This window comes from Cupriavidus sp. DL-D2 (genome assembly GCF_039710735.1).
GTDB lineage: Bacteria > Pseudomonadota > Gammaproteobacteria > Burkholderiales > Burkholderiaceae > Cupriavidus.
Genome location: NZ_JBDKXK010000004.1, coordinates 87096 through 110645 on the forward strand (window position 1 = coordinate 87096; position 23550 = coordinate 110645).

Annotated in this window: 22 protein-coding genes; 17 read left to right on the forward strand and 5 right to left on the reverse strand. The window is 64.3% G+C overall.

The window, feature by feature from the left end; genetic code table 11:
* Position 1: 1 nt before the first annotated feature.
* Both ABDB81_RS03290 and ABDB81_RS03295 read right to left on the reverse strand, forming a co-directional pair.
* Positions 2-1540 carry a YifB family Mg chelatase-like AAA ATPase gene (locus ABDB81_RS03290; RefSeq protein ID WP_346809781.1) on the reverse strand — a complete coding sequence of 513 codons (1539 nt, stop codon included), beginning with the start codon at positions 1538-1540 and terminating at the stop codon, positions 2-4.
* Positions 1541-1634: 94 nt separating this feature from the next.
* Positions 1635-1898, reverse strand: coding sequence for an accessory factor UbiK family protein (locus ABDB81_RS03295; RefSeq protein ID WP_137925943.1), 264 nt, complete (start codon positions 1896-1898; stop codon positions 1635-1637).
* A 521-nt stretch (positions 1899-2419) separates the two neighbouring features.
* On the opposite strand from ABDB81_RS03295, the gene ABDB81_RS03300 reads away from it, so the two are divergent.
* The 15 genes from ABDB81_RS03300 (at position 2420) to bfr (ending at position 18854) form a co-directional block, all read left to right on the forward strand.
* Entirely contained in the window at positions 2420-3220 is an 801-nt protein-coding gene (locus ABDB81_RS03300) for a TorF family putative porin (RefSeq protein ID WP_137925944.1), read from the forward strand.
* Positions 3221-3277: 57 nt separating this feature from the next.
* On the forward strand, positions 3278-3616 hold the full coding sequence (locus tag ABDB81_RS03305; protein WP_137925945.1) for a P-II family nitrogen regulator: 339 nt from the start codon (positions 3278-3280) through the stop codon (positions 3614-3616).
* 32 nt (positions 3617-3648) lie between these two features.
* A complete protein-coding gene (amt, locus tag ABDB81_RS03310) occupies positions 3649-5184 on the forward strand; it encodes an ammonium transporter (protein ID WP_160471315.1) in 1536 nt (511 codons plus the stop codon).
* A gap of 449 nt (positions 5185-5633) precedes the next feature.
* On the forward strand, positions 5634-7262 hold the full coding sequence (locus tag ABDB81_RS03315) for a hypothetical protein (RefSeq protein WP_212745248.1): 1629 nt from the start codon (positions 5634-5636) through the stop codon (positions 7260-7262).
* A 17-nt stretch (positions 7263-7279) separates the two neighbouring features.
* Positions 7280-8326 carry an isochorismatase family cysteine hydrolase gene (locus ABDB81_RS03320; RefSeq protein ID WP_160471319.1) on the forward strand — a complete coding sequence of 349 codons (1047 nt, stop codon included), beginning with the start codon at positions 7280-7282 and terminating at the stop codon, positions 8324-8326.
* Positions 8323-9912: an acyl-CoA synthetase FdrA gene (fdrA, locus tag ABDB81_RS03325; RefSeq protein WP_346809784.1), complete on the forward strand. Its 1590-nt coding sequence runs from the start codon at positions 8323-8325 to the stop codon at positions 9910-9912. The genes ABDB81_RS03320 and fdrA overlap by 4 nt, the downstream gene beginning before the upstream one ends.
* The gene (locus ABDB81_RS03330) at positions 9909-11321 is read left to right on the forward strand and encodes a DUF1116 domain-containing protein (protein WP_137925949.1); all 1413 of its coding nucleotides are present in this window, start codon (positions 9909-9911) and stop codon (positions 11319-11321) included. Before fdrA ends, ABDB81_RS03330 begins: the two co-directional genes overlap by 4 nt.
* Before the next feature lie 10 nt (positions 11322-11331).
* Positions 11332-12297: a carbamate kinase gene (gene arcC, locus ABDB81_RS03335; protein WP_160471322.1), complete on the forward strand. Its 966-nt coding sequence runs from the start codon at positions 11332-11334 to the stop codon at positions 12295-12297.
* 379 nt (positions 12298-12676) lie between these two features.
* Positions 12677-13972 (forward strand): glutamate--cysteine ligase, encoded by a 1296-nt coding sequence (gene gshA / locus ABDB81_RS03340; RefSeq protein WP_137925989.1) that lies wholly within the window; start codon positions 12677-12679, stop codon positions 13970-13972.
* Positions 13973-14074: 102 nt separating this feature from the next.
* Positions 14075-15028, forward strand: coding sequence for a glutathione synthase (gene gshB / locus ABDB81_RS03345; protein WP_137925951.1), 954 nt, complete (start codon positions 14075-14077; stop codon positions 15026-15028).
* A 121-nt stretch (positions 15029-15149) separates the two neighbouring features.
* Complete coding sequence (locus tag ABDB81_RS03350) at positions 15150-15605, forward strand: PTS fructose transporter subunit IIA (RefSeq protein ID WP_137925952.1); 456 nt, start codon at positions 15150-15152, stop codon at positions 15603-15605.
* Entirely contained in the window at positions 15574-15843 is a 270-nt protein-coding gene (locus ABDB81_RS03355) for an HPr family phosphocarrier protein (protein ID WP_137925953.1), read from the forward strand. Before ABDB81_RS03350 ends, ABDB81_RS03355 begins: the two co-directional genes overlap by 32 nt.
* Positions 15844-15890: 47 nt before the next feature.
* Positions 15891-17648 carry a phosphoenolpyruvate--protein phosphotransferase gene (ptsP, locus tag ABDB81_RS03360; protein ID WP_137925954.1) on the forward strand — a complete coding sequence of 586 codons (1758 nt, stop codon included), beginning with the start codon at positions 15891-15893 and terminating at the stop codon, positions 17646-17648.
* A gap of 242 nt (positions 17649-17890) precedes the next feature.
* Positions 17891-18196, forward strand: a complete 306-nt coding sequence (locus ABDB81_RS03365) for a bacterioferritin-associated ferredoxin (protein ID WP_137925990.1) — start codon at positions 17891-17893, stop codon at positions 18194-18196.
* Positions 18197-18374: 178 nt separating this feature from the next.
* Entirely contained in the window at positions 18375-18854 is a 480-nt protein-coding gene (gene bfr, locus ABDB81_RS03370) for a bacterioferritin (protein ID WP_137925955.1), read from the forward strand.
* Positions 18855-19079: 225 nt separating this feature from the next.
* On the opposite strand, the gene moeB is transcribed toward bfr, so the two are convergent.
* The 3 genes from moeB to gpmA all read right to left on the reverse strand — a co-directional run bounded on the left by moeB (position 19080) and on the right by gpmA (position 22489).
* A complete protein-coding gene (gene moeB / locus ABDB81_RS03375) occupies positions 19080-19841 on the reverse strand; it encodes a molybdopterin-synthase adenylyltransferase MoeB (RefSeq protein ID WP_160471324.1) in 762 nt (253 codons plus the stop codon).
* Positions 19842-19932: 91 nt separating this feature from the next.
* Positions 19933-21540 (reverse strand): S41 family peptidase, encoded by a 1608-nt coding sequence (locus ABDB81_RS03380; protein ID WP_137925957.1) that lies wholly within the window; start codon positions 21538-21540, stop codon positions 19933-19935.
* 202 nt (positions 21541-21742) lie between these two features.
* A complete protein-coding gene (gene gpmA / locus ABDB81_RS03385; RefSeq protein WP_137925958.1) occupies positions 21743-22489 on the reverse strand; it encodes a 2,3-diphosphoglycerate-dependent phosphoglycerate mutase in 747 nt (248 codons plus the stop codon).
* 163 nt (positions 22490-22652) lie between these two features.
* Between gpmA and ABDB81_RS03390 the strand changes: the two genes are divergently transcribed.
* Positions 22653-23066 carry a rhodanese-like domain-containing protein gene (locus ABDB81_RS03390; protein ID WP_137925959.1) on the forward strand — a complete coding sequence of 138 codons (414 nt, stop codon included), beginning with the start codon at positions 22653-22655 and terminating at the stop codon, positions 23064-23066.
* A gap of 104 nt (positions 23067-23170) precedes the next feature.
* Positions 23171-23428 (forward strand): glutaredoxin 3, encoded by a 258-nt coding sequence (grxC, locus tag ABDB81_RS03395; protein WP_137925960.1) that lies wholly within the window; start codon positions 23171-23173, stop codon positions 23426-23428.
* The last annotated feature ends 122 nt before the right edge of the window (positions 23429-23550 follow it).

Below are 23550 nucleotides of genomic sequence, written 5' to 3' on the forward strand. Positions count from 1 at the left end.
GCTAACCCGTTCGCAACACCCTTCGATACTGGATCGCCTCGGCCACATGCTTCGCATTGAGAACTTCCGCGCCGTCCAGGTCCGCGATCGTGCGGGCTACTTTCAGGACGCGGAAGTACGCGCGGGCAGACCAGCCCAGTTTTTCCATCGCGCCGCGCAGCAGCGATTGCGCTTCGGTGTTCAGCGGACAGTGCGTGTCGATGGCACGGCCCGACAGGTCGCTGTTCGGCATGCCCTGGCGGGCCAGTTGGCGGTCGCGTGCGATGACGGCGCGGGCACGCACCGTTTCGCTCGGTTCGCCGGGTGGGCCGTCGAGCATGTCGCGCTGGTTTTGCGCGGGGACTTCTATCTGCAGGTCCACGCGGTCGAGCAGCGGGCCCGAGATGCGCGACTGGTAGCGCTGGATCTGATCTGGCGTGCAGCGACACATTCGGGTGGGATGACCAAGGTAGCCGCACGGGCACGGGTTCATCGCGGCCACGAACTGGAACCGGGCGGGGAAGTCCGTCTGCGCGGCGGCGCGCGAGATCGTGATGTGGCCGGTCTCCAGCGGTTCGCGCAGGACCTCCAGCACGCGGCGCTCGAATTCAGGAAGCTCGTCGAGGAATAGCACGCCGAGATGTGCCAGCGAGATTTCGCCGGGACGAGGATTGCCGCCGCCGCCGACCATCGCCGGTCCGCTGGCGGTGTGGTGCGGGCTGCGAAACGGCCGCTGGCCCCATCGCGCAGGATGAAAGCCGCCCGGGGTCAGACTCAGCACGGCGGCGGCTTCGAGCGCTTCGGCCTCGGTCATCGGCGGTAGCAGCCCGGGAAAGCGCTGCGCCAGCATCGACTTGCCCGTGCCCGGCGGGCCGACCAGCAGCACCGAATGCTGACCCGCCGCCGCAACCTCCATGGCCCGCCGGGCCTGTATCTGTCCGCGCACGTCGCGCAGGTCGGGGACATCGGCCGGTACCTCGCTGCGCAAGGGGGGCCGCGCGCGGGGCAGCCGGCATTCCGGCAGCAGCCCGGCGTGATGGCACACCGCGCGCAGCGTCTTGCCCGCGTACACCGCCAGGCCCTCTACCAGCGCTGCCTCCGCGCCATTCTCGGCGGCCACGAGGAAATCGCGCGGCGGCAGGTCGTTGGCCGCGCGCGCCTGGTTGTCGCGCGCCAGTCCCATCGCCATGGCCAGCGCGCCACGCACCGGGCGCAGGTCGCCGGCCAGTGACAACTCGCCCGCGAATTCAAAGCGGTCGAGGGCTTCCACCGGCAATTGGCCGCTGGCGGCCAGGATGCCCATGGCGATGGCGAGATCGAACCGGCCCGATTCCTTGGGCAGATCGGCGGGCGCCAGATTGACCGTGATGCGACGATTGGGAAACTCGAAATCGCTGTTGAGCAGGGCCGCGCGTACACGCTCCCGGCTTTCGCGTACCTCGGTGTCGGCCAGCCCGACGATGTTGAACGCGGGCAACCCGTTGGCGAGGTGGATTTCGACGGATACCGGTGGCGCTTCGATGCCGGTCAGCGCGCGGCTGCGGAGGACGGCGAGACTCATACCGTGGCGAATACCTTTTCGGAAGTGTTAAAGAAAAAGGCCACCGGAATCCGGTGGCCTTTCTGGCGAAGCAGGGAGAGGAGAGCGCTCGGGCTCATACCCCCGGTGTCGGCGGCGTGCCGGCGCCAGCGCGGGCCTCCAGCGCCGCGACCCGTGCCTCCAGTTCTTCCAGTCGCGCGCGCGTACGGGCCAGCACCTGCGACTGGACGTCGAATTCCTCGCGCGTGACGAGGTCCAGCCGCGCAAAGCCCTGGGTCATCATGCTGCGGACATTTTTCTCGATGTCCTTGGCCGGCGAGTTGCGCAGCGCTTCGCTGACCTTGCTCTGCAGGTCGTTGAACAGATCGGTCGGTTTCATGGTAACGCTCCTTAGGTGACCCGATTCGGATAAGGCCCGTGCCGCGTGGCCCCGAGGCGTGCATGCCATGGCGCATCGGCCACGTTCGCACCGAAATGGGGAAGCCAACCCGGGCATCACGCCCTCGCTTTTCGCCTTCCGATGCACCGCCTTGGGGCGCGCGCTTGCTTGGGCGATCCCGGGCATGCGTTCTCCACGTCCGGACGCCAAGCGCGCAGCACTTGACCCTTCATGACGCGGATTATGGCGCTTCAGCGCCCGCCATGAAAGCTCCAGCAAGGCTTGCCCCCGATTTTTTGCCAGATCCAGGACATTTCGTAGCCCGTTGCTGGCGCGTCATATGTGCCTCTTGCATATCTTCGACACATTGTTTCGGACGTTTCTTAAGCAGGGCGACCCCGCCCGGCATGGCTGGCATGGCAGTTGCAGTAATGGTGGCCAGGAGCGTCACCCTAAAAGCAATAAAGCAGCAGATCCCTCAAAACGAGCCCGCTAAGACTTTAGGAAATGGAGGAAACCCGATGAAGACGTCGAGCCTTGCAGCCAGCGCCGCTGCGGTACTGTTCAGCCTGGCCGCTCCGGTCGCGTTCGCGCAGACCGCCCCGGACGCCGCTACGCCCGCCGCACCCGCCGCCGAGCCGGCATCGCCCCACACGTTCACGGCCAACGTGTCGCTGGTGTCCGACTACCGCTATCGCGGTATCAGCCAGACCAACCTGCGTCCGGCCATCCAGGGCGGGTTCGACTACGCGCACGAAAGTGGCTTCTACCTCGGCAACTGGAACTCGAGCATCAGCTGGCTCGAGGATTCGGACGGTTCGGTGTCCGCACCGGTCGAGATGGACTTCTACGGCGGTTTCAAGAACACGTTCAAGGTCTCCGAACTTGAGTTCAACTACGACCTGGGCGTGCTCCAGTACTTCTACCCGGGCGGCTACACGACCACCCGTCCGTACACGACCGAACTCTACGCCGGCATTGGCTATGGCCCCGTGTTCCTGAAGTACTCGCACTCGGTCACGAACCTCTTCGGCATTCCGGACAGCAAGAACAGCTACTACGTGGACCTGACCGCCAACGTGCCGCTGAACTTCTGGGACCTGACCTTCAATGCCCACGTGGGCTACCAGCGTGTGGACGGCAACAGCGATGCCTCGTACACGGACTGGAAGGTGGGCCTGACCAAGGATCTGGGCAAGGGCTTCTCGCTGGCCGTGGCCTATGTGGATACCAACGCCCGCGAGTCGTTCTACACGAGCGCCAACCGTGGCCGCTATCTCGGCAAGGCCGCCGCCTGGGCATCGATCACCAAGACTTTCTAAACCACACCCCTGAGGCATGGCGGCCCGCCTGACCGGGCCGCCCCGAGGAGAAACCCGATGAAACTCATCATTGCAGTCATCAAGCCGTTCAAGCTCGACGAGGTGCGCGAAGCGCTCTCGGACGTAGGCGTGTCCGGCATCACCGTGACCGAGGTCAAGGGCTTTGGCCGGCAGAAAGGCCACACCGAGCTGTATCGCGGCGCGGAATACATCGTCGACTTCCTGCCCAAGGTGAAGATCGAGGTGGCAGTGCCCGACGAGGTGGTGGAGCGTGCCATCGAAGCCGTGGAGAAAGCCGCCCGCACCGGCAAGATCGGCGACGGCAAGATCTTCATCGCGCCGATCGAACAGGTCATCCGCATTCGTACCGGCGAGACCGGCGGCGACGCGCTGTGACACCAGAGAGACAAGAGACAGAGGCAACGGAAATGAAAACCTGGATCAAGCGATTCCTGACGGCCGGCGCGGTGACGCTGGCACTCGGCACAGCCGGCCTTGGCCTGTCCACCCACGCGGTGGCACAGGACAAGCCCGCCGCCGAAGCCTCGGCACCTGCTGCGGCAGCCGCCGCTCCGGCCGCTGCCGCAGCAGCCCCTGCCGCGCCCGCCGCAGCGCCGGCAGCCGAAGCCGCACCGGCCGCTGCCCCCGCACCGGTTCCCAACAAGGGTGACACCGCCTGGCTGCTGGTGGCCACGGCCTTCGTGATCCTGATGACGCTGCCGGGCCTGGCGCTGTTCTACGGCGGCCTGGTCCGCTCGAAGAACATGCTGTCGGTGCTGATGCAGTGCCTGGTGATCTTCTCGGTCGTGGCGCTGCTGTGGGCCATCTACGGCTACAGCTTCGCGTTCACCGAGGGCAACGCATTCTTCGGCGGCGTGGATCGGCTGTTCATGAAGGGCCTGACGCCCGATGCGGTGACGGCCACGTTCAGCAAGGGCGTGGTGATTCCGGAACTGGGCTTCTTCGCCTTCCAGTGCGCCTTTGCCTGCATCACCTGCGGCCTGATCATCGGCGCCTTCGCCGAGCGCGCCAAGTTCTCGGCCGTGCTGGTCTTCGTGGTGCTGTGGTTCACGTTCGCCTACATCCCCATGGCCCACATGGTCTGGTTCTGGCCGGGTCCGGATGCGTACACCGACGCCGCTGCCGCTACGGCTGCCACGGCCAAGTCCGGCTGGCTGTTCCAGAAGGGCGCGCTCGACTACGCAGGCGGCACCGTGGTGCACATCAACGCCGCTGTGGCGGGTCTGGTCGGTGCGTTCATGATGGGCAAGCGTATCGGCTTCGGCCGCGAAGCGATCCGTCCGCACAGCCTGACCTTCACGATGGTGGGTGCGTCGCTGCTGTGGTTCGGCTGGTTCGGCTTTAACGCCGGTTCGGGCCTGGAAGCCAACGGCGGCGCTGCACTGGCCTTCGTCAACACGCTGCTGGCAACTTGCGCAGCAGTGCTGTCGTGGACGTTCGGTGAGTGGATCGGCAAGGGCAAGCCGTCGATGCTGGGCGGTGCCTCGGGTGCGGTGGCTGGCCTGGTGGCCATCACCCCGGCAGCCGGTTTCGTCGGTCCGATGGGTTCGATCGTGATGGGCCTGGTGGCCGGCCTGGTGTGCCTGTGGGGCGTGAGTGGCCTGAAGCGCATGCTGGGTGTGGACGATTCGCTGGACGTGTTCGGCGTGCACGGCGTGGGCGGTATCGTCGGCGCGTTGCTGACCGGCGTGTTCGCAGCCCCGAGCCTGGGCGGCGTGGGCATCTACGACTATGTGGCGAACAAGGTTGCCGACGACTACTCGATCGCCGGTCAACTGTGGATCCAGTTCGAAGGCGTACTGACCACGATCGTGTGGTCCGGCGTGGTGGCCCTGGTGGCCTTCAAGCTGGTGGACATGCTGATTGGCCTGCGCGTGCCGGAAGAGGAAGAGCGCGAAGGCCTGGACATCACCTCGCACGGCGAGACCGCCTACGAAGGCTGATGCCCGACAACAGAGTTGTGCTGGAGAGCTGATTGGGAATCTTCTCTCAGGAGTTTGACCCCGGCCTTGCGCCGGGGTTTTTTTATGCCCATTTTTCCCGAAGCGTCACGAGGCCGAGTGCATTGCCACGTTACTGGAACGATCCCCTGTCGTTGGCATGGGAGTCGTTCCCGCCTTTGATTTCGGGCAGCGCGATGGCAGTTGCCGGTCTTTACTATCGCCGGATTGGTTTTGACGCTGACGCAGCCACGGATGCGTCGGGGCAGAGAGGGGTTTGATGCCTGGCGGACTCAGAATTTGCAAACGCGATGCGCGCCACCGTTTCGCCATTTCTGAACTAGATTTCCTAAGGCGTCCCAATCGGGACACCAGGCCGTCCCGCCCAGTATCCGGCGCGATAACAACGTCTTTTCCGGATCGACAAATTCTGATGTGAAAGGAGTGCTATCGTGAGCCAGACTTCTTCGGAAGCGCAGTCGTCGCCGTCTACCGAGATGCATCCGCGATTGTGGGTGGCAGGGGACCTCAACGCCTTTTTCGGCCTGTTCACAAACGTGCTGCTGAACGTGCTGGTGTTGTCGAGCCTCGCGTTGTACGTGGTGCAGATGCCGAACGATACGGTCTATGGACGCATCCTTCCGGCGCTCGGCATCGCGTTGCCGCTCGGCAACCTGTTCTATGCCTACCTGGCGTGGCAACTCGCAAAGAAGGAAGGGCGCAACAACGTCACCGCCATGCCTTATGGGCCCAGCGTGCCGCACATGTTCATCGTGGTGTTCGTGGTCATGCTCCCGACGTATCTCGCAACGAAGGATCCGATCCTGGCCTGGAAGCTCGGCCTCGTGTGGGCACTGATCGTCGGCATCATCGTGCTGCTCGGCGCCTTCGTGGGCCCCACCATCCGCAAGTACACGCCGCGCGCCGCCATGCTCGGCACACTGGCCGGTATCTCGATCGCGTTCATCTCGATGCGCCCGGCGTACCAGATGTTCGACGGTGCGTGGATCGGGCTGGTCTGCTTCATGATCATCCTGCTCGCATGGATCGGCAACGTCCGGCTGCCATTCAACATACCGGGTGGGCTGGCTGTCGTGGTGGTGGGCTCGGCGATGGCGTGGATTGCCACGGCACTGGGCTGGAGCGACATGATGCAGCCCACAGCCGTCGGCGAGGCCATGCAGCACTTCTCTCTGTATCTGCCGGTGGTCAGCGGCGATGTCCTGTCGATACCGCTCAAGCAGATTTGGCCGTTGCTGGTCACGGCGATTCCGCTCGGCATCTACAACTTCACAGAAGGCATCAACAACGTCGAATCGGCCAGCGTCGGTGGTGACAACTACAACCTGCGCGCCATCCTGACGGCCGATGGCCTGGGCGCCATCGTGGGCGCCTTCCTCGGCTCCCCCTTCCCTCCAGCGGTCTATATCGGGCATCCGGGCTGGAAAGCGATGGGCGGCCGCATCGGCTACTCGTTGGCCACCGGCATCGGTGTCGGGCTGCTCTGTTTCCTCGGGTTGACCGCATTGCTGCTGTCTGTGATTCCGCTGGTGTCGATCGTGCCCATCCTGCTGTTCATCGGACTCGTGATCGGCGCGCAGGCATTCCAGGCATCGCCCAAGCGCCATGCCCCGGCCATCGTGCTGGCGCTCGTGCCGAACATTGCCGAATGGGCGAAGACGCAGGTCGATGGTGCGCTCGGAGCGAACGGCGTCAACATCGCGGCCATTCCCGAAGCCATCCACAACAACATGGCGAATGCCGGCGTGCTCTACCACGGCATGGAACTGACCGGCGGCGGCGCCGTGCTGGCCGGGCTGATGATCGGCGCCATCGCGGTGTTCGTGATCGACAAGCGCTTCAACTGGGCGGCCGTCTATGCCAGCGCCGCCACCGTTCTCTCATTCTTCGGCTTCATCCACGGTTCGCAACTGGCGATCAACGCATCGCCCAGTGTGTCGTTCGGTTACGGCGTGGCAACGCTGATCTTCGTGGGGCTGGCCTGGCAGCAGCAGCGAAACGGCGAGCGCATCAGCTGGGCACCATCCAATGATGACGAGGAAGAACCCTCACACGTTTGAACAGGAGCAGATCCATCATGGCGAAAACGCTATTCGTGAACGGTACTCTCATGCGCGGCCTGGCGCTGCACGGCAACCTTGCCGGTGCCGAATTCCTGGGTGAGTTCCGCACCAAGCCGGTGTACCGCATTCACTCGATCCACGACATTCATCCTGGCATGTACCGGGTGGAGCAAGGCGGCGTGGCGGTGGCCGGCGAGATGTATTGCATGAGCGATGAAACCTGGGCGCGTGTGGAGGCGGGCGAGCCGCCGCACTTGTATTGCGGCCCGGTGGAGCTTGAGGATGGCCGCGTGGTGGACGGCATCCTCTATCCGCAGAAGGAAATCACGGCGGCGCACACCGATATCTCGGGCTTCGGCGACTGGCGCGCCTACATGGCATCGCGGACGAAGACGATCGAAGCGGAGCCGTACGCGTTGTCCTTCACGCCGGCGACGACCGCGCTGGTCATCATCGACATGCAGCGGGATTTCCTGGAACCCGGCGGATTCGGTGAGATGCTTGGCAACGACGTGTCGCTGCTGCGTGGCGCGATTGCCCCGTGCAAGGCGTTGCTGGAAGCTGCCCGCGCGCGGGGAATGCTGGTGGTGCACACGCGGGAAGGCCACAGCCCTGACCTGGGCGACTGTCCGCCGACCAAGCTGGCGCGCGGACAATTGCAGACAGGCATCGGCGATGTCGGCCCGATGGGCCGTATCCTGGTCCGCGGGCAGGCTGGACACGACATCATTCCCGAGCTGTATCCCATCGCGGGCGAGCCGGTGATCGACAAGCCGGGCAAGGGCGCCTTCTACGCGACCGATTTCGAAGCCCGGCTGCGCAATCGCGGCATCAAGACGCTGATCGTGTGCGGCGTGACCACCGAGGTGTGCGTCAATACGACGGTGCGCGAAGCCAATGACCGGGGCTTCGAATGCCTTGTAGTGTCCGATGCCACCGGATCGTATTTTCCGGAGTTCCAACGCATGGGCCTTGAGATGATCAAGGCACAAGGAGGCATCTTTGGCTGGGTAGCGTCATCCGCCGCCGTCGTGGCCGCGCTGGAGGGGAGGCCGGCATGAGCACCACGACCTGCCAGTATTTCCCGAATCTGTATCGCGATTCCGTGGCGTTGATGCAGTTGTCCGCGCGGCTCGGCAAGTTGCCGGGCGTGGCGACGGCATCGGCGCAAATGGCGACTCGCGCCAATCTCGAACAGATGACCGGCGCGGGCTTGCTCGATGCGGTGCCCGAGCCACGCCCGAACGACATCCTGCTCGTGCTGCGCGGCGATGCCGCTGCATTGGAAGGCGCGTTGGAACAGGCCGCCGCACTGCTCGACGAGAAAGCCGCATCCGGTTCGTCCGAGGACACGCAACGCGAGCCGCTGCGCAGCGTGCAGATGGCGCACGACGCCAGCGACGGACACGCGAATCTCGTGCTGATCTCTACGCCGGGCGACTACGCCGCTGCGGAAGCCATGAAGGCGCTGCGACTCGGCATGAATGTCATGCTGTTTTCGGACAACGTCAGCGTGGCGTCCGAGATCGCGCTGAAGCGCTACGCACAGTCCCGCAACCTGCTCGTCATGGGACCTGACTGTGGTACCGCCATCATCGACGGCCTGCCGCTGGCCTTTGCCAACGTGGTGGCGCGGGGCGATATCGGCGTCATTGCCGCATCGGGCACGGGACTGCAACAGGTGACCTGCCTGATCGATCAGTACGGTTGCGGTATCACGCATGCCATCGGCACGGGCGGACATGACCTGTCCGAAGCAGTGGGCGGCATCACCATGCTGACTGCGTTGCAGCAACTCGCGGAAGACCCTGCGACACGCGTCATCGTGCTGATTTCCAAACCGCCAGCCGCAACGGTGGCCGACAAGGTGCTGGCCGCCGCGCGCGAGACTGGCAAGCCGGTGGTGGTGTGCTTCCTCGGTGCCAATCCGGATACGCTGCGCGCGGCCGGCGTGGTGCCGGCCAGCACGCTGGAGGAAGCCGCGCAACGAGCCACCGAGCTATCTACCGGGAAGCCATCGCGGCAGGATGATGGCGCCGAAGCATTGCAGGAACGCGCTGCCGCACTGGCCGCGCGGTTGAAGCCGGAGCAGACGATGCTGCGTGGCCTCTACTGCGGCGGTACGTTCTGCTATGAAGCGTTGCTGATGCTGCAGGACGTTCTGCCAGACCTTCGATCGAACACGCCTACCGGCAAGGTCGCGCGCGTCGAAGACCTGTGGAACAGCGTCGGCAACACGATTCTCGATCTTGGTGACGACGATTTCACGCGCGGTCGGCCACACCCGATGATCGATCCCGGATTGCGCAACGAACGGATCGTGACCGAGGCGGCGGTCCCCGGCGTTGGCATCATCCTGCTCGATTTCGTGCTGGGTTATGGCGCGCATGAAGACCCGGCGGGAGACATCGTGCCGTCGATCCAGGCGGCGCGCGAAGCAGCCGCCGCCGCGGGTCATGAAGTGCTCTTCATCGGCCACGTCTGTGGCACGCGCAACGATCCGCAACAACTGGACGCACAGCGCGCCACGCTGGTGGGCGCCGGTGTGGAATTGGCAGAGAGCAATGCGCAGGCGATCCGGCTGTGCCGCGCAGTACTGGAGGCTGGCAAGGCTTCCAAGGCAACGGACAAGGGAGCCCAGGCATGACACCGTTGATCAAGCAGAAACCCGTGGTCATCAACGTCGGCCTGGCAGCCTTTGCCGACAACCTGCGCCAATGCGGCGGCGAAGTACAGACACTGCAATGGCAGCCGCCTGCCGAAGGCGATGTGACCGCTGGCTGGGCCCTGGCGCAACTGCTGGCCCATCCCCGCGTCGAGGAAGCCAACCGGATCGCCTATTCCCGCTACCTTGCCGCGCAGCCTGTGCTGAGCGGCGTGTCGACTGCCGCGCAGGTGCTCCCCGGCATGACGGAAAAGCGCATCCTGCATTCCGGCCCGCCGATCGAATGGGCGCGCATGTGCGGACCGCAGCAGGGCGCGGTGCTAGGCGCGATCCTGTTCGAAGGTTGGGCGCCGTCGCTGGAGGATGCGCGCAAGCTGGTGGAAGCGGGCGCGGTCGAGTTGTCGCCGTGCCATCACCATGGTGCGGTCGGGCCGATGGCCGGCATCATCAGCCCGTCGATGCCGGTCTGGATCGTGCGGAATGCGGCCGGGGAGAACGTGGCCTACTGCAACCTGAACGAGGGCCTGGGCAAGGTGCTGCGATTCGGCGCCAACAGCGAGGAAGTGGTCCAGCGGCTGCGCTGGATGGCGCAGACGCTGGGGCCGACACTCGCCACGCTGGTCGAGGAGATTGGCGGCATCGAACTGAAGCCGTTGATGGCGCAGGCGCTGCATATGGGCGATGAAGTCCACAACCGCAATGCGGCGGCCAGCGCGCTGCTGTTCCGCAAGCTGACCGTGGCGGCGCTCGCATCCACCCGGCTCGATGCGCGGGCGGTGTCCGAGTCACTGGCGTTCATCGCCAGCAACGACCATTTCTTCCTGAACCTGTCGATGGCAGCCTGCAAGGTCATGCTCGACGCCGCGCACGGCGTACCGCATGCGTCGATGGTGACCGTCATGGCGCGCAATGGCGTCGACTTCGGTATCCGGCTGTCCGGACTTGATCAATGGTTCGTGGCACCTGCCGCGATCATTGACGGGTTGTTCTTTCCCGGCTTCGGCACGGAAGATGCCGCACGGGATCTGGGCGACAGTGCCATCACGGAGACGGCTGGGGTAGGCGGCTTCGCCATGGCGGCGTCCCCGGCCATCGTGCAGTTCATTGGCGGCACGCCGCGCGATGCGGTGGCCAACACGCGCCGCATGCTCCATATCACGCTGGGACAGAACGGCGCGTTCACGCTGCCGGCGCTTGATTTCACCGGCACGCCGGCGGGTATCGATGCCCGGCGCGTGCTCGATACCGGAATCCAGCCCGTCATCAATACCGGTATCGCACACAAGGATGCAGGGGTCGGCCAGATCGGCGCGGGGATCACGCATGCGCCACTGGCGTGCTTCAGCCAGGCAATCGAGGCTCTGGCAGCCACGCTGCCGGCCCCCCAGTAAGGAGTCGAGCATGCATAACGTTGCGGACAAGGACGCGCCCATCGCGGTGATTGCGGTCGGCGGCAATGCACTGGCCCCCGAGGGCGGCGGCACGAGCCTGCACGACCAGGCGCGCGCGGCGGCCGACGCGGCCAGCCATATCGTCGATGTGGCGGAGCAGGGCTGGCGCATCGTGCTGACGCATGGCAACGGGCCGCAGGTGGGCTACATCCTGCGCCGGTCGGAACTGGCGATGGGGGAGGTGCCCCCGGTGCCCATGGACTATGCCACCGCCGATACGCAGGGCGCGATCGGCGACATGTTCCAGCGCAGCCTCTACAACACCTTGCACCGCCGGGGGGTTTCCACGCGCGTGGTGACGGTGGTGACCCAGGTGGTGGTCGATGAACATGACCCGGCCTTCCTGAACCCGACCAAGCCAATCGGATCGGTCATGGACGAGGCCACGGCGCGCCAGCGGGCACAGGCCAATGGCTGGAGCATCATGGAGGAAGCCGGTCGCGGCTGGCGCCGGTGCGTGGCGTCGCCACAGCCCAAAACCGTGGTGGAAACGGACACGATCCAGACGTTGCTGGCGCAGAACCACATCGTCATCGCCTGCGGCGGCGGCGGGATTCCGGTCACGATGGCCGAGGACGGCACGCTATGCAATCGCGAGGCGGTGATCGACAAGGACCTCGCGTCCGCGCTGCTGGCACGCCAATTGGGGGCGCAGCGCCTGCTGATCGTCACGGCGGTGCCCAAGGTGGCGATCAATTTCGGCAAGCCCGAACAGCGCTGGCTGGATCACCTGACTGTGGCGGAGGCCGAGCGGTACATGCAGGAGGGGCATTTCGGCAAGGGATCGATGGGGCCGAAGATCGAGGCAGTGCTCGACTATGTGCGCGCCAACCCGCAGGGGGAGGGGATCGTGACCGACATTTCCAACATGGGCGCCGCACTGGCTGGCGCTGGCGGCACGCGAATCAGCGGCTGAATGGGCGTGGATGCAGTATTCGCAGAGTGCTTAAATCGGATCTTAAAAAGTCTCAATTGTCTTTAGGTGAGCGCGGGCATAGAGTGCCAGTGAGGCAGTTTCCTCCACCTGCAGAACGCTCCCCGTATCTGTCAGGCCATTTGAAAGCGCGGCGCCAGCCGCGCTTTTTTTTTTGTCCGCTTTTTCCCCTGCCCCTGGCGGGCGAGTCGCCTGCAGCAGGCGGCTCGCCCGCCGCCGCGGGGTTTGAAATAGGCGGATCGGCCCAATATCTTCCTCCCTCAAGCTGGCTCCGCATAAGGTTATTTGTTGTGGGCCAGCAGCCCCTTGGCCGTTCCCTTACAATCGGGGCGGACAATAAAGCTGAAAATTTAGGATGGATATGGTCCCGCACCTCATCACCGCGCTGAACGGTCCACTGCTCGAGCTGGAAAAGAAGATCCTGGACGCCACACCGTCCATCGAGCGCTGGTTCAGGCTGGAATGGCAGGAACATACCCCGCCGTTCTATTGTTCCGTCGATCTGCGCAATGCCGGCTTCAAGCTGGCCCCGGTGGACACGAACCTGTTCCCGGGCGGTTTCAACAACCTGGCGCCCGAAATGCTGCCGCTGGCCGTGCAGGCCGCCATGGCCGCGATCGAGAAGATCTGCCCGGATGCCAAGAACCTGCTGCTGATCCCCGAACGCCACACTCGCAACATGTTCTACCTGCAGAACGTGGCGCGACTGTCGCTGATCATGCGCCAGGCCGGCCTCAACGTGCGCCTGGGTTCGCTGTCCGAGGAAATCACCGAGCCCACCCCGATCGAACTGCCCGACGGCCAGACACTGGTCGTGGAGCCGTTGGCGCGCCTGGGTTCGAAGGGCCGCCGTCTGGGGCTCAAGGACTTCGATCCCTGCTCGATCCTGCTGAATAACGACCTCTCGGCCGGCATCCCGCCGATCCTGGAGAATATCAACGAGCAATACCTGCTGCCGCCGCTGCATGCGGGCTGGTCCACGCGCCGCAAGAGCAGCCACTTCGCAGCCTATGACGAGGTGGCCAAGAAGTTCGCCAAGCTGATCGACGTCGATCCGTGGATGGTGAACCCTTACTTTGCCCGCGCCACTGGCGTGAACTTCCATGAGCGCATCGGCGAGGAAGAACTGGCCGATTCCGTGGAAGGCGTGCTCAAGAAGATTGCCAAGAAGTACCGCGAATACGGCATCAAGGAGACCCCCTACGTGGTGGTCAAGGCCGATGCGGGCACCTACGGCATGGGCATCATGACCGTGCGCGATCCGTCCGAGATCAAGGGCCTGAACCGCAAGGAACGCAACAAGATGAGCGTGGTGAAGGAGGGGCTGGAAGTCTCCGACGTCATCATCCAGGAAGGCGTTCACACGTTCGAGAAGGTCAACGAGGCCGTGGCGGAACCCGTGGTCTACATGATCGACCGTTACGTGGTGGGTGGCTTCTATCGCGTGCACACGGGCCGGGGCAACGACGAGAACCTGAATGCGCCGGGCATGCATTTCGTGCCGCTGGCGTTTGCGCCGAACGGCATTCCGGACAGCCACGCCAAGCCGGGCGCGGCCGTGCCGAACCGTTTCTATATGTACGGCGTGGTGGCGCGGCTGGCATTGCTGGCCGCTTCGGTGGAACTCGAGAAGACCGACCCGAATCCGATCCTTTGATGCGAGGCGCGGTCTCCACGGGCCGCCCGCCTCCCTGTCCGCCCCCGGTCCGGCTCGGCTGAGCCGGATGTTCATTTCCTGACGCGAACGCGACACCCCATCATGCGCATCCTCTTCATTACCGATCCGCTGGAATCCTTCAAGACTTACAAGGATTCCACCTACGCCATGATGAAGGAGGCCGCGGCGCGCGGCCACGAACTGGCGTTCTGCCTGCAGTCGCAACTCTCGCTGTCGGCAGGCGTAGTCGAGGCCGTGACGCGTCCGCTGGACCTGACCGACGACGCGCACGACTGGTTCCGCCTGGGCGATGCCGCCCTGACGCCCCTGGCCACGTTCGACGCGGTGCTGATGCGCAAGGACCCGCCGTTCGACATGGAATACGTGACCAGCACCTGGCTGCTGGAACTGGCCGAGAAGCAGGGCGCGCGCGTGTTCAACAAGCCGCAGGCGATCCGCGACCATTCCGAGAAGCTGGCGATCGGCCAGTTTCCGCAGTTCATCACGCCGACGCTGGTCACGCGCGATGCCGACCGGATTCGCGCCTTCCACGCCGAGCATCAGGACATCATCGTCAAACCGCTCGATGGGATGGGCGGCATGGGCATCTTCCGGGTGGGCCCGGACGCGCTGAACCTGGGTGCCATCGTCGAGACGCTGGGCGACAACGGGGCGCGGACGCTGATGATCCAGCGCTACATCCCCGAGATCAAGGCGGGCGACAAGCGCATCCTGCTGATCGGCGGCAAGCCAGTGCCGTATTCGCTGGCTCGTATTCCGCAGGGCAGCGAGATCCGGGGCAACCTGGCCGCAGGCGGCCTGGGCCGTGCGCAGGAACTGAGCGCGCGTGACCTGGAGATTGCCGAAACCCTGGCGCCGGGCCTGTGGAAGCAGGGCTTGCTGCTGGTGGGACTGGATGTGATCGGCGACTACCTCACCGAAGTCAATGTGACGAGTCCAACGTGTTTCCAGGAAATCGCGCAGCAGACCGGTTTCAATGTGGCGGGGATGTTCGTGGATGCGCTGGAAGCCGCGGTGGCAGCCGAGCGGCGCTGAGTTATCCACGAAATTTGGCAATCCGATGCGGAAGTGCCACAGTGGGGATCTCAGCCATAAAGACGGGAAGGGGCCGTAAGGCTGCCTGCTACAATTCGCAGCAGTCCAACGGATTCACATCATGGCCGGAATTCTGATCATCGCGCATGCGCCGCTAGCCTCGGCGCTGCGCGATTGTGCTGCCCACGTGTACTGCGGCCAGCCACCCCGGCTCGCAGCCATCGACGTGGCCGCCGACGCCGACCCGGCAGCCGTGCTGGCCGAGGCGCGCCGCGGCCTGGAAGCCGTCTGCGAAGAAAACGGCGCGCTGGTGTTGACCGACATCTTCGGTGCCACGCCCGCCAACATCGCCGCCAAGCTGGCCGAGTCAGGCCGGGTCAAGGTATTGGCAGGCGTGAATCTGCCGATGCTCGTGCGCGCGATCTGCTATCGCACCGAAAAACTCGACCAGCTGGCCACCAAGGCCCTCGCCGGTGGCGCCCAGGGGGTGCTGCAGGTGGGTACCACCTCAGTCCAGAACCAAACCGCAAATCATCCCGACAAATATGCTGCAGAGGGACACAACCATCATCAATAAGCTCGGGCTGCATGCCCGTGCGTCCGCCAAGCTGACACAGCTCGCCGGAAAGTTTACAAGCCAGGTCAAAATGTCGCGAAACGGTCGCCAGGTTGACGCCAAGAGCATCATGGGCGTCATGATGCTGGCCGCCGGCATCGGCTCGACGGTTTCTATCGAGACCGATGGCCCCGACGAGCAGGAAGCGATGGATGCGCTGCTGGCGCTGATCGCCAACCGGTTCGGCGAGGGCGAGTGAGTGTCGCCACAATAAAAATTTCTTAAACGTTCCTGACGGAGCGGGTCATGCCCTTTGCCTTGCACGGCATTCCGGTTTCGCGTGGGGTCGCCATCGGGCGCGCCCACATCCTGGCGCCCGCGGCGCTCGATGTTTCGCATTACCTGGTCGATGAGGATCGGCTCGATGCGGAAGTAGAGCGATTGCGCGCGGCGCGTGCCGCCGTGCGCGCCGAGCTTGTCACGTTGAAGCGCGACCTGCCGCGCGATGCGCCCGAGGAGATGGGCGCGTTCCTGGATGTCCACGCGATGATCCTCGACGACGAAGCCCTGTCGCGCGAACCCGAACAGTTGATCCTGACTCGCCGCTACAACGCGGAGTGGGCGCTGACCACGCGGCTCGAAGAGCTGATGCGCCAGTTCGACGAAATCGAGGACGAATACCTGCGCGAGCGCAAGGCCGACATCCAGCAGGTGGTGGAGCGGATCCTGAAGGTGCTGGCCGGCGCGCCTGTGCTGGCCCCGGCGCCTGTGCCGGCGCTGGCGCCCGATGGCGAGGCGGCACCGGGCGTGATCGTCGTGGCCCACGATATCGGCCCCGCCGACATGCTCCAGTTCAAGCACACGATGTTCCACGGCTTCGTGACCGACCTGGGCGGGCGCACCTCGCACACGGCCATCGTCGCGCGGAGCCTGGATATCCCGGCCGCTGTCGGCGTCAAGAGCGCCAGCGAGCTGATCCGGCAGGACGACTGGGTGATCATCGACGGCGATGCCGGCCTGGTGATCGTGGATCCGTCGGCCATCATCCTCGAGGAATACCGCCACCGCCAGAGCGAACGCGCGCTGGAGAAGAAGCGGCTGCAGCGCCTGCGCCATATGCCGGCGGTGACGCTGGACGGACTGGAAATCGAACTGCTGGCCAATATCGAACTGGCGGAGGACGCCGGCGCAGCGCTGTCCGCCGGTGCCGTGGGCGTGGGTCTGTTCCGTTCCGAATTCCTGTTCATGAACCGGCGCAGCGAGATGCCGGACGAGGAAGAGCAGTTCCTGGCCTATCGCAACGCCGTGGAGGCGATGCACGGCTTGCCGGTGACGATCCGCACCATCGACGTGGGCGCCGACAAGCCGCTGGACGGACTGAGCGATGATTTCGAGACGGCACTGAACCCGGCTCTGGGACTGCGCGCCATCCGCTGGTCGCTGTCGGAGCCCGGGATGTTCCTGACGCAGTTGCGCGCGCTGCTGCGGGCGTCGGCCTTCGGACCGGTTCGCCTGCTGATTCCGATGCTGGCCCATGCCAGTGAGATCGATCAGACCCTGGACCTGATTGCGCAGGCCAAGCGCCAGTTGGACCAGCGCGGCCTGCCGTACGACCCTGGCATCAAGATCGGCGCCATGATCGAGATTCCGGCCGCCGTGCTGATGCTGCCGCTGTTCCTCAAGCGCATGGATTTCCTGTCGATCGGCACAAACGACCTGATCCAGTACACGCTGGCCATTGATCGCGCCGACAACGCCGTGGCGCATCTCTATGACCCGCTGCATCCGGCCGTGCTGCAACTGATCGCCCGCACCATCCGCGAAGCCAACCACGCCGGCGTGCCTGTGGCGGTCTGCGGCGAAATGGCAGGAGACCCTGTCATGACGCGACTGCTGCTGGGCATGGGTCTGCGCGAGTTCTCGATGCACCCGGCGCAATTGCTCCGCGTGAAGCAAGAGATCATCCACGCCGACTGCGAGCGCCTGTGCAAGGTCGTGGATCAGATCCTGAACTGCTACGAACCCGACGAACTGGCCAGCGCCCTGAAGCAGCTGGCAGCGTGAAGGCGGCCGAGCCAACCAACCCTTCCTTGTGAAGGGTTTTTTTACGTTGGCGTTTTACCGATTGCGCCACTTTTCATCAGTGAAAGTGCGGCAATCGCTCCTTGAAATTGTCCAGACAATGCGTCGCGTGCACGGCAGTTCTCATTCGTTTAATGGGAATTGTTATCATTTTGGTTCTCTGTTATTCTGCCTCTCATCGCGTTCGGCATGCCGGTGCCGACGCTGCTCCGCAGGAGGCTTTTGTGTACGTTTGCATTTGCAACCAGGTTACCGACCGTGAGATTCACGGCGCTGTACATCTTGGCGTGACCACGATGGACGAGCTTGCCGAAACGCTTGGCGTAGGAACCTGCTGTGGCCGTTGCCGCGATTGCGCGAAGCAAGTGCTGTGCGAAGGCGTGGCCGCCGTACAGGATATGAAGGTCTCCAGCCTCTCGGCCATCAAGGTCGTGGAAATTTCCGTTTGTTCGACTGCTTCGTCACATGCCATAATCGAGGCTCGTGACCCGGCAGTTGCGAACGATCAGCGCACGGCGCTGGTTGCCTGAAGCCTTTTTGGCTGAGTTAGCTCACTTAGCACAGCGAGACTGTTCACAGAACAAAGCGTGAATTGAGAAGCGCGCCCACGGAGGATATCCGCGGCGCGCTTTGTTGCTTGCGTGTTTTGTCGTGCTGGCCTTCGTGGAAGCCGGGTTCATTGTTGTTTGCAATCCAACAGGAGCCCCCATGAAAGGTGACAAGAAGGTCATCCAGCATCTGAACGCCCAGCTCAAGAACGAGCTGACCGCGATCAACCAGTATTTCCTCCACGCACGTATCTATCGCCACTGGGGCCTGAAGAAGCTCGGTGATGTCGAGTACAAGGAATCGATCGGCGAAATGAAGCACGCCGACCGCCTGATCGACCGCATCCTGATGCTCGACGGCCTGCCGAACCTGCAGGACCTGCACAAGGTGATGATCGGCGAAGACACGCCCGAGATCCTCAAGTGCGATCTGAAGCTCGAGCAGACTGCGCACGGCACGGTCAAGGAAGGTATTGCGTATTGCGAGTCGGTCGGTGACTACGTCAGCCGCGAACTCCTGGTCGATATCCTCACGGACACCGAGGAACATATCGAATACCTGGAAACGCAACTGGACCTGATCGACAAAGTTGGACTGCAGAACTACCTGCAGTCCCAGATGGAGCCGGGCGCGCAATAAGCGCGCCGGTCCACGGCCGGCCGCCTCCGGAAACGGGGTGGCGGGTCAGGCGCGTGGCGCAGGATGGCGCCGCGCCCGAGTGTGAAGCGTTGCAATAACCTTTCTCATTCGGATTCTTGTCTTCATCCAGTCGTTCGTCTTTTGCGACGCATCGCGCCAGTCACGGCGACCCAACGGGGAGGGGGCTCCACCGACGGGTCGCCGGCAGCACCGGCGCCGACCCTCTCAGTTCCCCTCGGTTTTTCCGCCACAGACTTCGCAGCCGGGGGTGCGTGCGAGCCGCATCGTGGTCCATTCCATCGACAGTGCATTGACCATCAGCAGCCGGCCCGAGAGGGTCTGACCGACGCCGGTCAGCAGCTTCAAAGCCTCGGCGGCCTGGACCGTACCGACCATGCCGACCAGCGGCGCGAAGACGCCCATCGTGGCGCACGCGGCTTCGGGAGCGGGTTCCGATGGCGGGAACAGGCAGGCGTAGCAGGGCGCGTCGGGCTGGCGCAGGTCGTACACACTGACCTGGCCATCGAACCGCAACGCGGCGCCGGACACCAGCGGTTTTCGATGTGTCAGGCAGGCGCGGTTCACAGCCTGTCGCGTTGCAAAATTGTCACAGCAGTCCAGCACGACATCGGCCTGCGCCACAAGGGCGTCCAGTTCGGCATCGCCCACGCGTTGCGGCACCAGGCGGATGTCGATATCGGGATTGATCCGCAGCAGGCCCTCACGCGCTGACTCTACCTTGGGGCGGCCGACGTTGGCCGTGGTGTGCAGGATCTGGCGCTGGAGGTTGGTCAGGTCCACCTCGTCATCATCGACGATGGTGATCCGTCCCACGCCAGCCGAGGCCAGGAAGGGTAGTGCCGCAGCGCCCAGGCCTCCCGCGCCGATGACCAGCGCGTGGCCGGCCAGCAGCCGTTGCTGGCCTTCGATGCCCAGTTCGTCCAGCAGGATGTGGCGCGAGTAGCGCAGCAACTGATCGTCATTCATGGCTCGATACCAATGAAAACGGCCCGACGGTGCGATACCGTGGGCCGTGAATATGGGCGAAAACGCGCCGCCGCAGCCGCGCGCCTTCTGCTTACTTCTTGCCGGTAGGCGTGCCCAGCGGCTGGCCGATCGGCGCGCTGGCAGGCGGCTGGCTGGCCGGTGCCGCAGGCTTGGCGGGCGCCGGCTTGGCAGCGGGCTTCGCGGCCTTGCCGTCCTGCTTTTCTTCCTTGGTGTCCGGCTTGCCGGCGGTGCCAGTGGCTTCCAGGCGTGACTTCGAGCGTTGCACGGGCTTGCCGTCGAGCTGCGCGATGGCCTGCTGCAACATGAAGTCCTCCGGCGAGCCGAACTCCACCGGCTTCTTCTTGCGTTCCTTTTCGCGCTCTTCAGCCGTCTTCTTCGAGTTTTCTTCTTCCAGGCGACGCAGTTCGTCCACGCGGCGACGCTCGCGTTCGTTCATTTCCGGCTCTTCCGATTCCTGCTTGTTGTGCAGGTGGCGCTCGGTGTCGATCTCGCGCGTGATCAGTGCGTCATCCGGATCGCCTTCGGGATTCTGGTCGACCGGGATGTCAGGACGGATGCCCTTGGCCTGGATCGACTTGCCCGACGGCGTGTAGTAGTACGCGATCGTCAGCTTGATGCCGGTGTCGTTGGTCAGCGGACGCACGGTCTGGACCGAGCCCTTGCCGAACGTGGTCTTGCCCATGATCAGCGCGCGCTTGTGATCCTGCAGCGCGCCGGCCACGATTTCCGAAGCCGATGCCGAGTAGGCGTTGGTCAGCACCACCATCGGCAGCTTCTTGAACTGCGGCGGCAGATCCTTGAGCGGATCATCCTCGAGCGACGAGAGGCGATAGTTGTTGAACGTTGCCTTGTAGACGCGCTTGGCGTCGGGCACCTGGCCGTTGGTGGACACCACCGTGGAATCGTCGGGCAGGAACGCCGCGGCCACGCCGACCGCGCCCTGCAGCACGCCGCCACCGTTATTGCGCAGGTCCAGGATGATGCCCTTCAGGTTCGGGTTCTTCTCCGCCATTTCCTTGAGGCGGCGGCCCAGGTCGGCCACGGTGCGCTCCTGGAAGCTCGTCAGGCGTACCCAGCCGATGGTGTTGTTGTCGAGCATCTTGGTCTTGACCGACTGCACGCGGATCTCGGCGCGCGTGATCGAGACCGGGAACGTGCGTTCCTCGCTCTTGCGATAGATGGTCAGCGTAACCTTGGTGCCCGGCTCGCCCCGCATGCGCTTGACCGCTTGCTCCAGCGGCAGGCCGCGCACCGGCTTGTCGTCGATACGGGTAATCAGGTCGCCCGGCTGGATGCCAGCGCGGAAGGCCGGCGTGTCCTCGATCGGGTTGATGACCTTGACCAGGCCCTCTTCCTGCGAAATCTCGATACCGAGGCCAGCAAAGCGGCCGCGCGTGCCTTCCTGCAGTTCCTTGAAATCCTTCTCGTCGAGATAGGCCGAATGCGGATCGAGGCTGGCGACCATGCCCTTGATGGCTTCGGTCAGCAGCTTCTTGTCGTCCACGGGCTCCACATATTCGCGTTTGATTTGCCCGAAGATGTCGGACATCAGCCGCAACTGGTCGAGTGGCAGTGGCCCGGAGGAATTCTGGGCCGTGGCCGAGATTTGCAGCGTGGCCAGCACGCCGGCAACGACGCCGACCGAGACGAGGCTAATGTTCTTGAGCGTCTTACGCATGAGGGCAGCCTGAACGTGTGAGGATTTTTGCAAGGTGAAATCCAGCCGAAGGCGGAGGGCGACCGGCGCGGATTTGACCGACAGTATAAGAGCGTGCGCAGAAAAAGGCCTGCGGGCCACCAGACCACGGTGGGGGTGGCCACACAACGGGTGCAGCGCCTACCCGGACGCAGTCCGGGCCGGCGCTGCGGCGCACCGGTTGTCAGCGGGCCTTGCCCTGGTTGGCCACGGCGGCCAGCGACGCGGCGATGGCCGCCTGGTCACCCAGGTAGTAATGGCGCAGGGGGCGCAGGTCGGCGTCCAGCTCGTACACGAGCGGGGTACCGTTGGGAATATTGAGGCCGACGATGTCGTCATCCGAAATCTGATCGAGGTATTTCACCAGCGCGCGGATGCTGTTGCCATGGGCGGCAATCACCACGCGCTTGCCCGCTTTGATGTCCGGAGCGATGGATTCGTTCCACAACGGCATCACGCGGGCCACGGTGTCCTTCAGGCATTCCGTCAGCGGGATCTGCTCGCGCGGCACATTGGCATAGCGGGGATCGTCGAACGAGGCGCGCTCGTCGGTCGGCTCCAGCGCAGGCGGCGGGGTGTCGTAGCTGCGGCGCCACACCAGCACCTGGTCGTCGCCGTATTGCTTGGCGGTTTCCGCCTTGTTGAGTCCGGACAGGGCGCCGTAGTGGCGCTCGTTCAGGCGCCATTCATTGCGCACCGGAATCCACATCTGGTCCATTTCGTCCTGGACGTGCCACAGCGTGCGGATGGCGCGCTTGAGCACCGACGTATAGGCCACATCGAAGCCGAAACCGGCTTCCTTGAGGAGTTGGCCGCCCTGCTTGGCCTGGGCCACGCCGGTATCGGTCAGGTCGACGTCGACCCAGCCGGTAAAGCGGTTTTCGAGGTTCCACGTGGATTCGCCGTGGCGGATGAGGACGAGCTTGTACATTGCAGCTTCCAGGGTAGTAGGTAACCTGTGGCGCCATCGAGGCTATCGAGGCTCTGGGCCGGCGGGTCGGCGCGGGTGCGCGAAACACGACCTGCAAATATCGGCGCTGGCGCGAAACCGCGTATTTTATAATGCCGCCGACCCAACCCAACGGAATGCCAACGTGAATTTCTTCGCCGATTACAACAACCTGGCCCTGATCGCGATCGCCGTGGTCTCGGGCGGCCTGCTGGCCTGGCCGCAAATCAAGGCCGGTACGGGCGGCAAGCGTCTGAATACGGCTGCCGCGACGCAGCTGATCAACCGTCGCAATGCGGTGGTCGTGGATATCCGCGACGCCGCCGATTTTGCCAAGGGTCACCTGCCCCAGGCCAAGAGCGCGCCACTTGCCGACCTGCCTGGCCGCGCTGCCGGCCTTGCAAAGGACAAGGCGGTCCCCATCATCGTGGTGTGCCAGACGGGCCAGCGCTCGAGCAAGGCCCAAGCAGCGTTGAAGGAAGCCGGTTACAGTGAGGTCTACGCGCTGGAGGGCGGCCTGGCTGCCTGGCAGCAGGCCGGCCTGCCGGTCGTCAAGTAAGCACGAAAGCAAAGCCCCATTTTCGAACGCAGTCGCGGCGCGGTATTGCCCGGGGTGCCCTGGGTGGTCCGCGCCGTTGTTTTTTTAGTCAAAGGAGAACCCGCATGGCCCGCGTCGTCATGTACAGCACGGTTGTGTGCCCGTATTGCCAGATGGCCGAGCGCCTGCTCAAGCAGCGTGGCGTGCAAGAGATCGAGAAAGTGCTGATCGACCGTGAACCCGGCCGCCGCGAGGAAATGATGACCCGCACCGGCCGGCGCACCGTACCGCAGATCTACATCGACGATACCCATGTGGGCGGCTTCGACGACCTGTCGGCGCTCGACCGCCAGGGCGGACTCGTGCCCCTGCTCGCGGCCTGAGGTTGCTCCGACCCATGCGGCATGCCGTGCGGCGGCAAATCAATAGACGATTCTGATTCTGCCGCCGTACGGTGAATTCGACATCGGCGTCATGTACCATATGCGCTTTCCAACCGCCGGCC

Coding starts and splice junctions, on each gene's coding strand:
- ABDB81_RS03290 (WP_346809781.1), bottom strand. CDS start 1,540: ATGAGTCTCGCCGTCCTCCGCAGCCGCGCGCTGACCGGCATCGAAGCG.
- ABDB81_RS03295 (WP_137925943.1), bottom strand. CDS start 1,898: ATGAAACCGACCGATCTGTTCAACGACCTGCAGAGCAAGGTCAGCGAA.
- ABDB81_RS03300 (WP_137925944.1), top strand. CDS start 2,420: ATGAAGACGTCGAGCCTTGCAGCCAGCGCCGCTGCGGTACTGTTCAGC.
- ABDB81_RS03305 (WP_137925945.1), top strand. CDS start 3,278: ATGAAACTCATCATTGCAGTCATCAAGCCGTTCAAGCTCGACGAGGTG.
- amt (WP_160471315.1), top strand. CDS start 3,649: ATGAAAACCTGGATCAAGCGATTCCTGACGGCCGGCGCGGTGACGCTG.
- ABDB81_RS03320 (WP_160471319.1), top strand. CDS start 7,280: ATGGCGAAAACGCTATTCGTGAACGGTACTCTCATGCGCGGCCTGGCG.
- fdrA (WP_346809784.1), top strand. CDS start 8,323: ATGAGCACCACGACCTGCCAGTATTTCCCGAATCTGTATCGCGATTCC.
- ABDB81_RS03330 (WP_137925949.1), top strand. CDS start 9,909: ATGACACCGTTGATCAAGCAGAAACCCGTGGTCATCAACGTCGGCCTG.
- arcC (WP_160471322.1), top strand. CDS start 11,332: ATGCATAACGTTGCGGACAAGGACGCGCCCATCGCGGTGATTGCGGTC.
- gshA (WP_137925989.1), top strand. CDS start 12,677: ATGGTCCCGCACCTCATCACCGCGCTGAACGGTCCACTGCTCGAGCTG.
- gshB (WP_137925951.1), top strand. CDS start 14,075: ATGCGCATCCTCTTCATTACCGATCCGCTGGAATCCTTCAAGACTTAC.
- ABDB81_RS03350 (WP_137925952.1), top strand. CDS start 15,150: ATGGCCGGAATTCTGATCATCGCGCATGCGCCGCTAGCCTCGGCGCTG.
- ABDB81_RS03355 (WP_137925953.1), top strand. CDS start 15,574: ATGCTGCAGAGGGACACAACCATCATCAATAAGCTCGGGCTGCATGCC.
- ptsP (WP_137925954.1), top strand. CDS start 15,891: ATGCCCTTTGCCTTGCACGGCATTCCGGTTTCGCGTGGGGTCGCCATC.
- bfr (WP_137925955.1), top strand. CDS start 18,375: ATGAAAGGTGACAAGAAGGTCATCCAGCATCTGAACGCCCAGCTCAAG.
- moeB (WP_160471324.1), bottom strand. CDS start 19,841: ATGAATGACGATCAGTTGCTGCGCTACTCGCGCCACATCCTGCTGGAC.
- ABDB81_RS03380 (WP_137925957.1), bottom strand. CDS start 21,540: ATGCGTAAGACGCTCAAGAACATTAGCCTCGTCTCGGTCGGCGTCGTT.
- gpmA (WP_137925958.1), bottom strand. CDS start 22,489: ATGTACAAGCTCGTCCTCATCCGCCACGGCGAATCCACGTGGAACCTC.
- grxC (WP_137925960.1), top strand. CDS start 23,171: ATGGCCCGCGTCGTCATGTACAGCACGGTTGTGTGCCCGTATTGCCAG.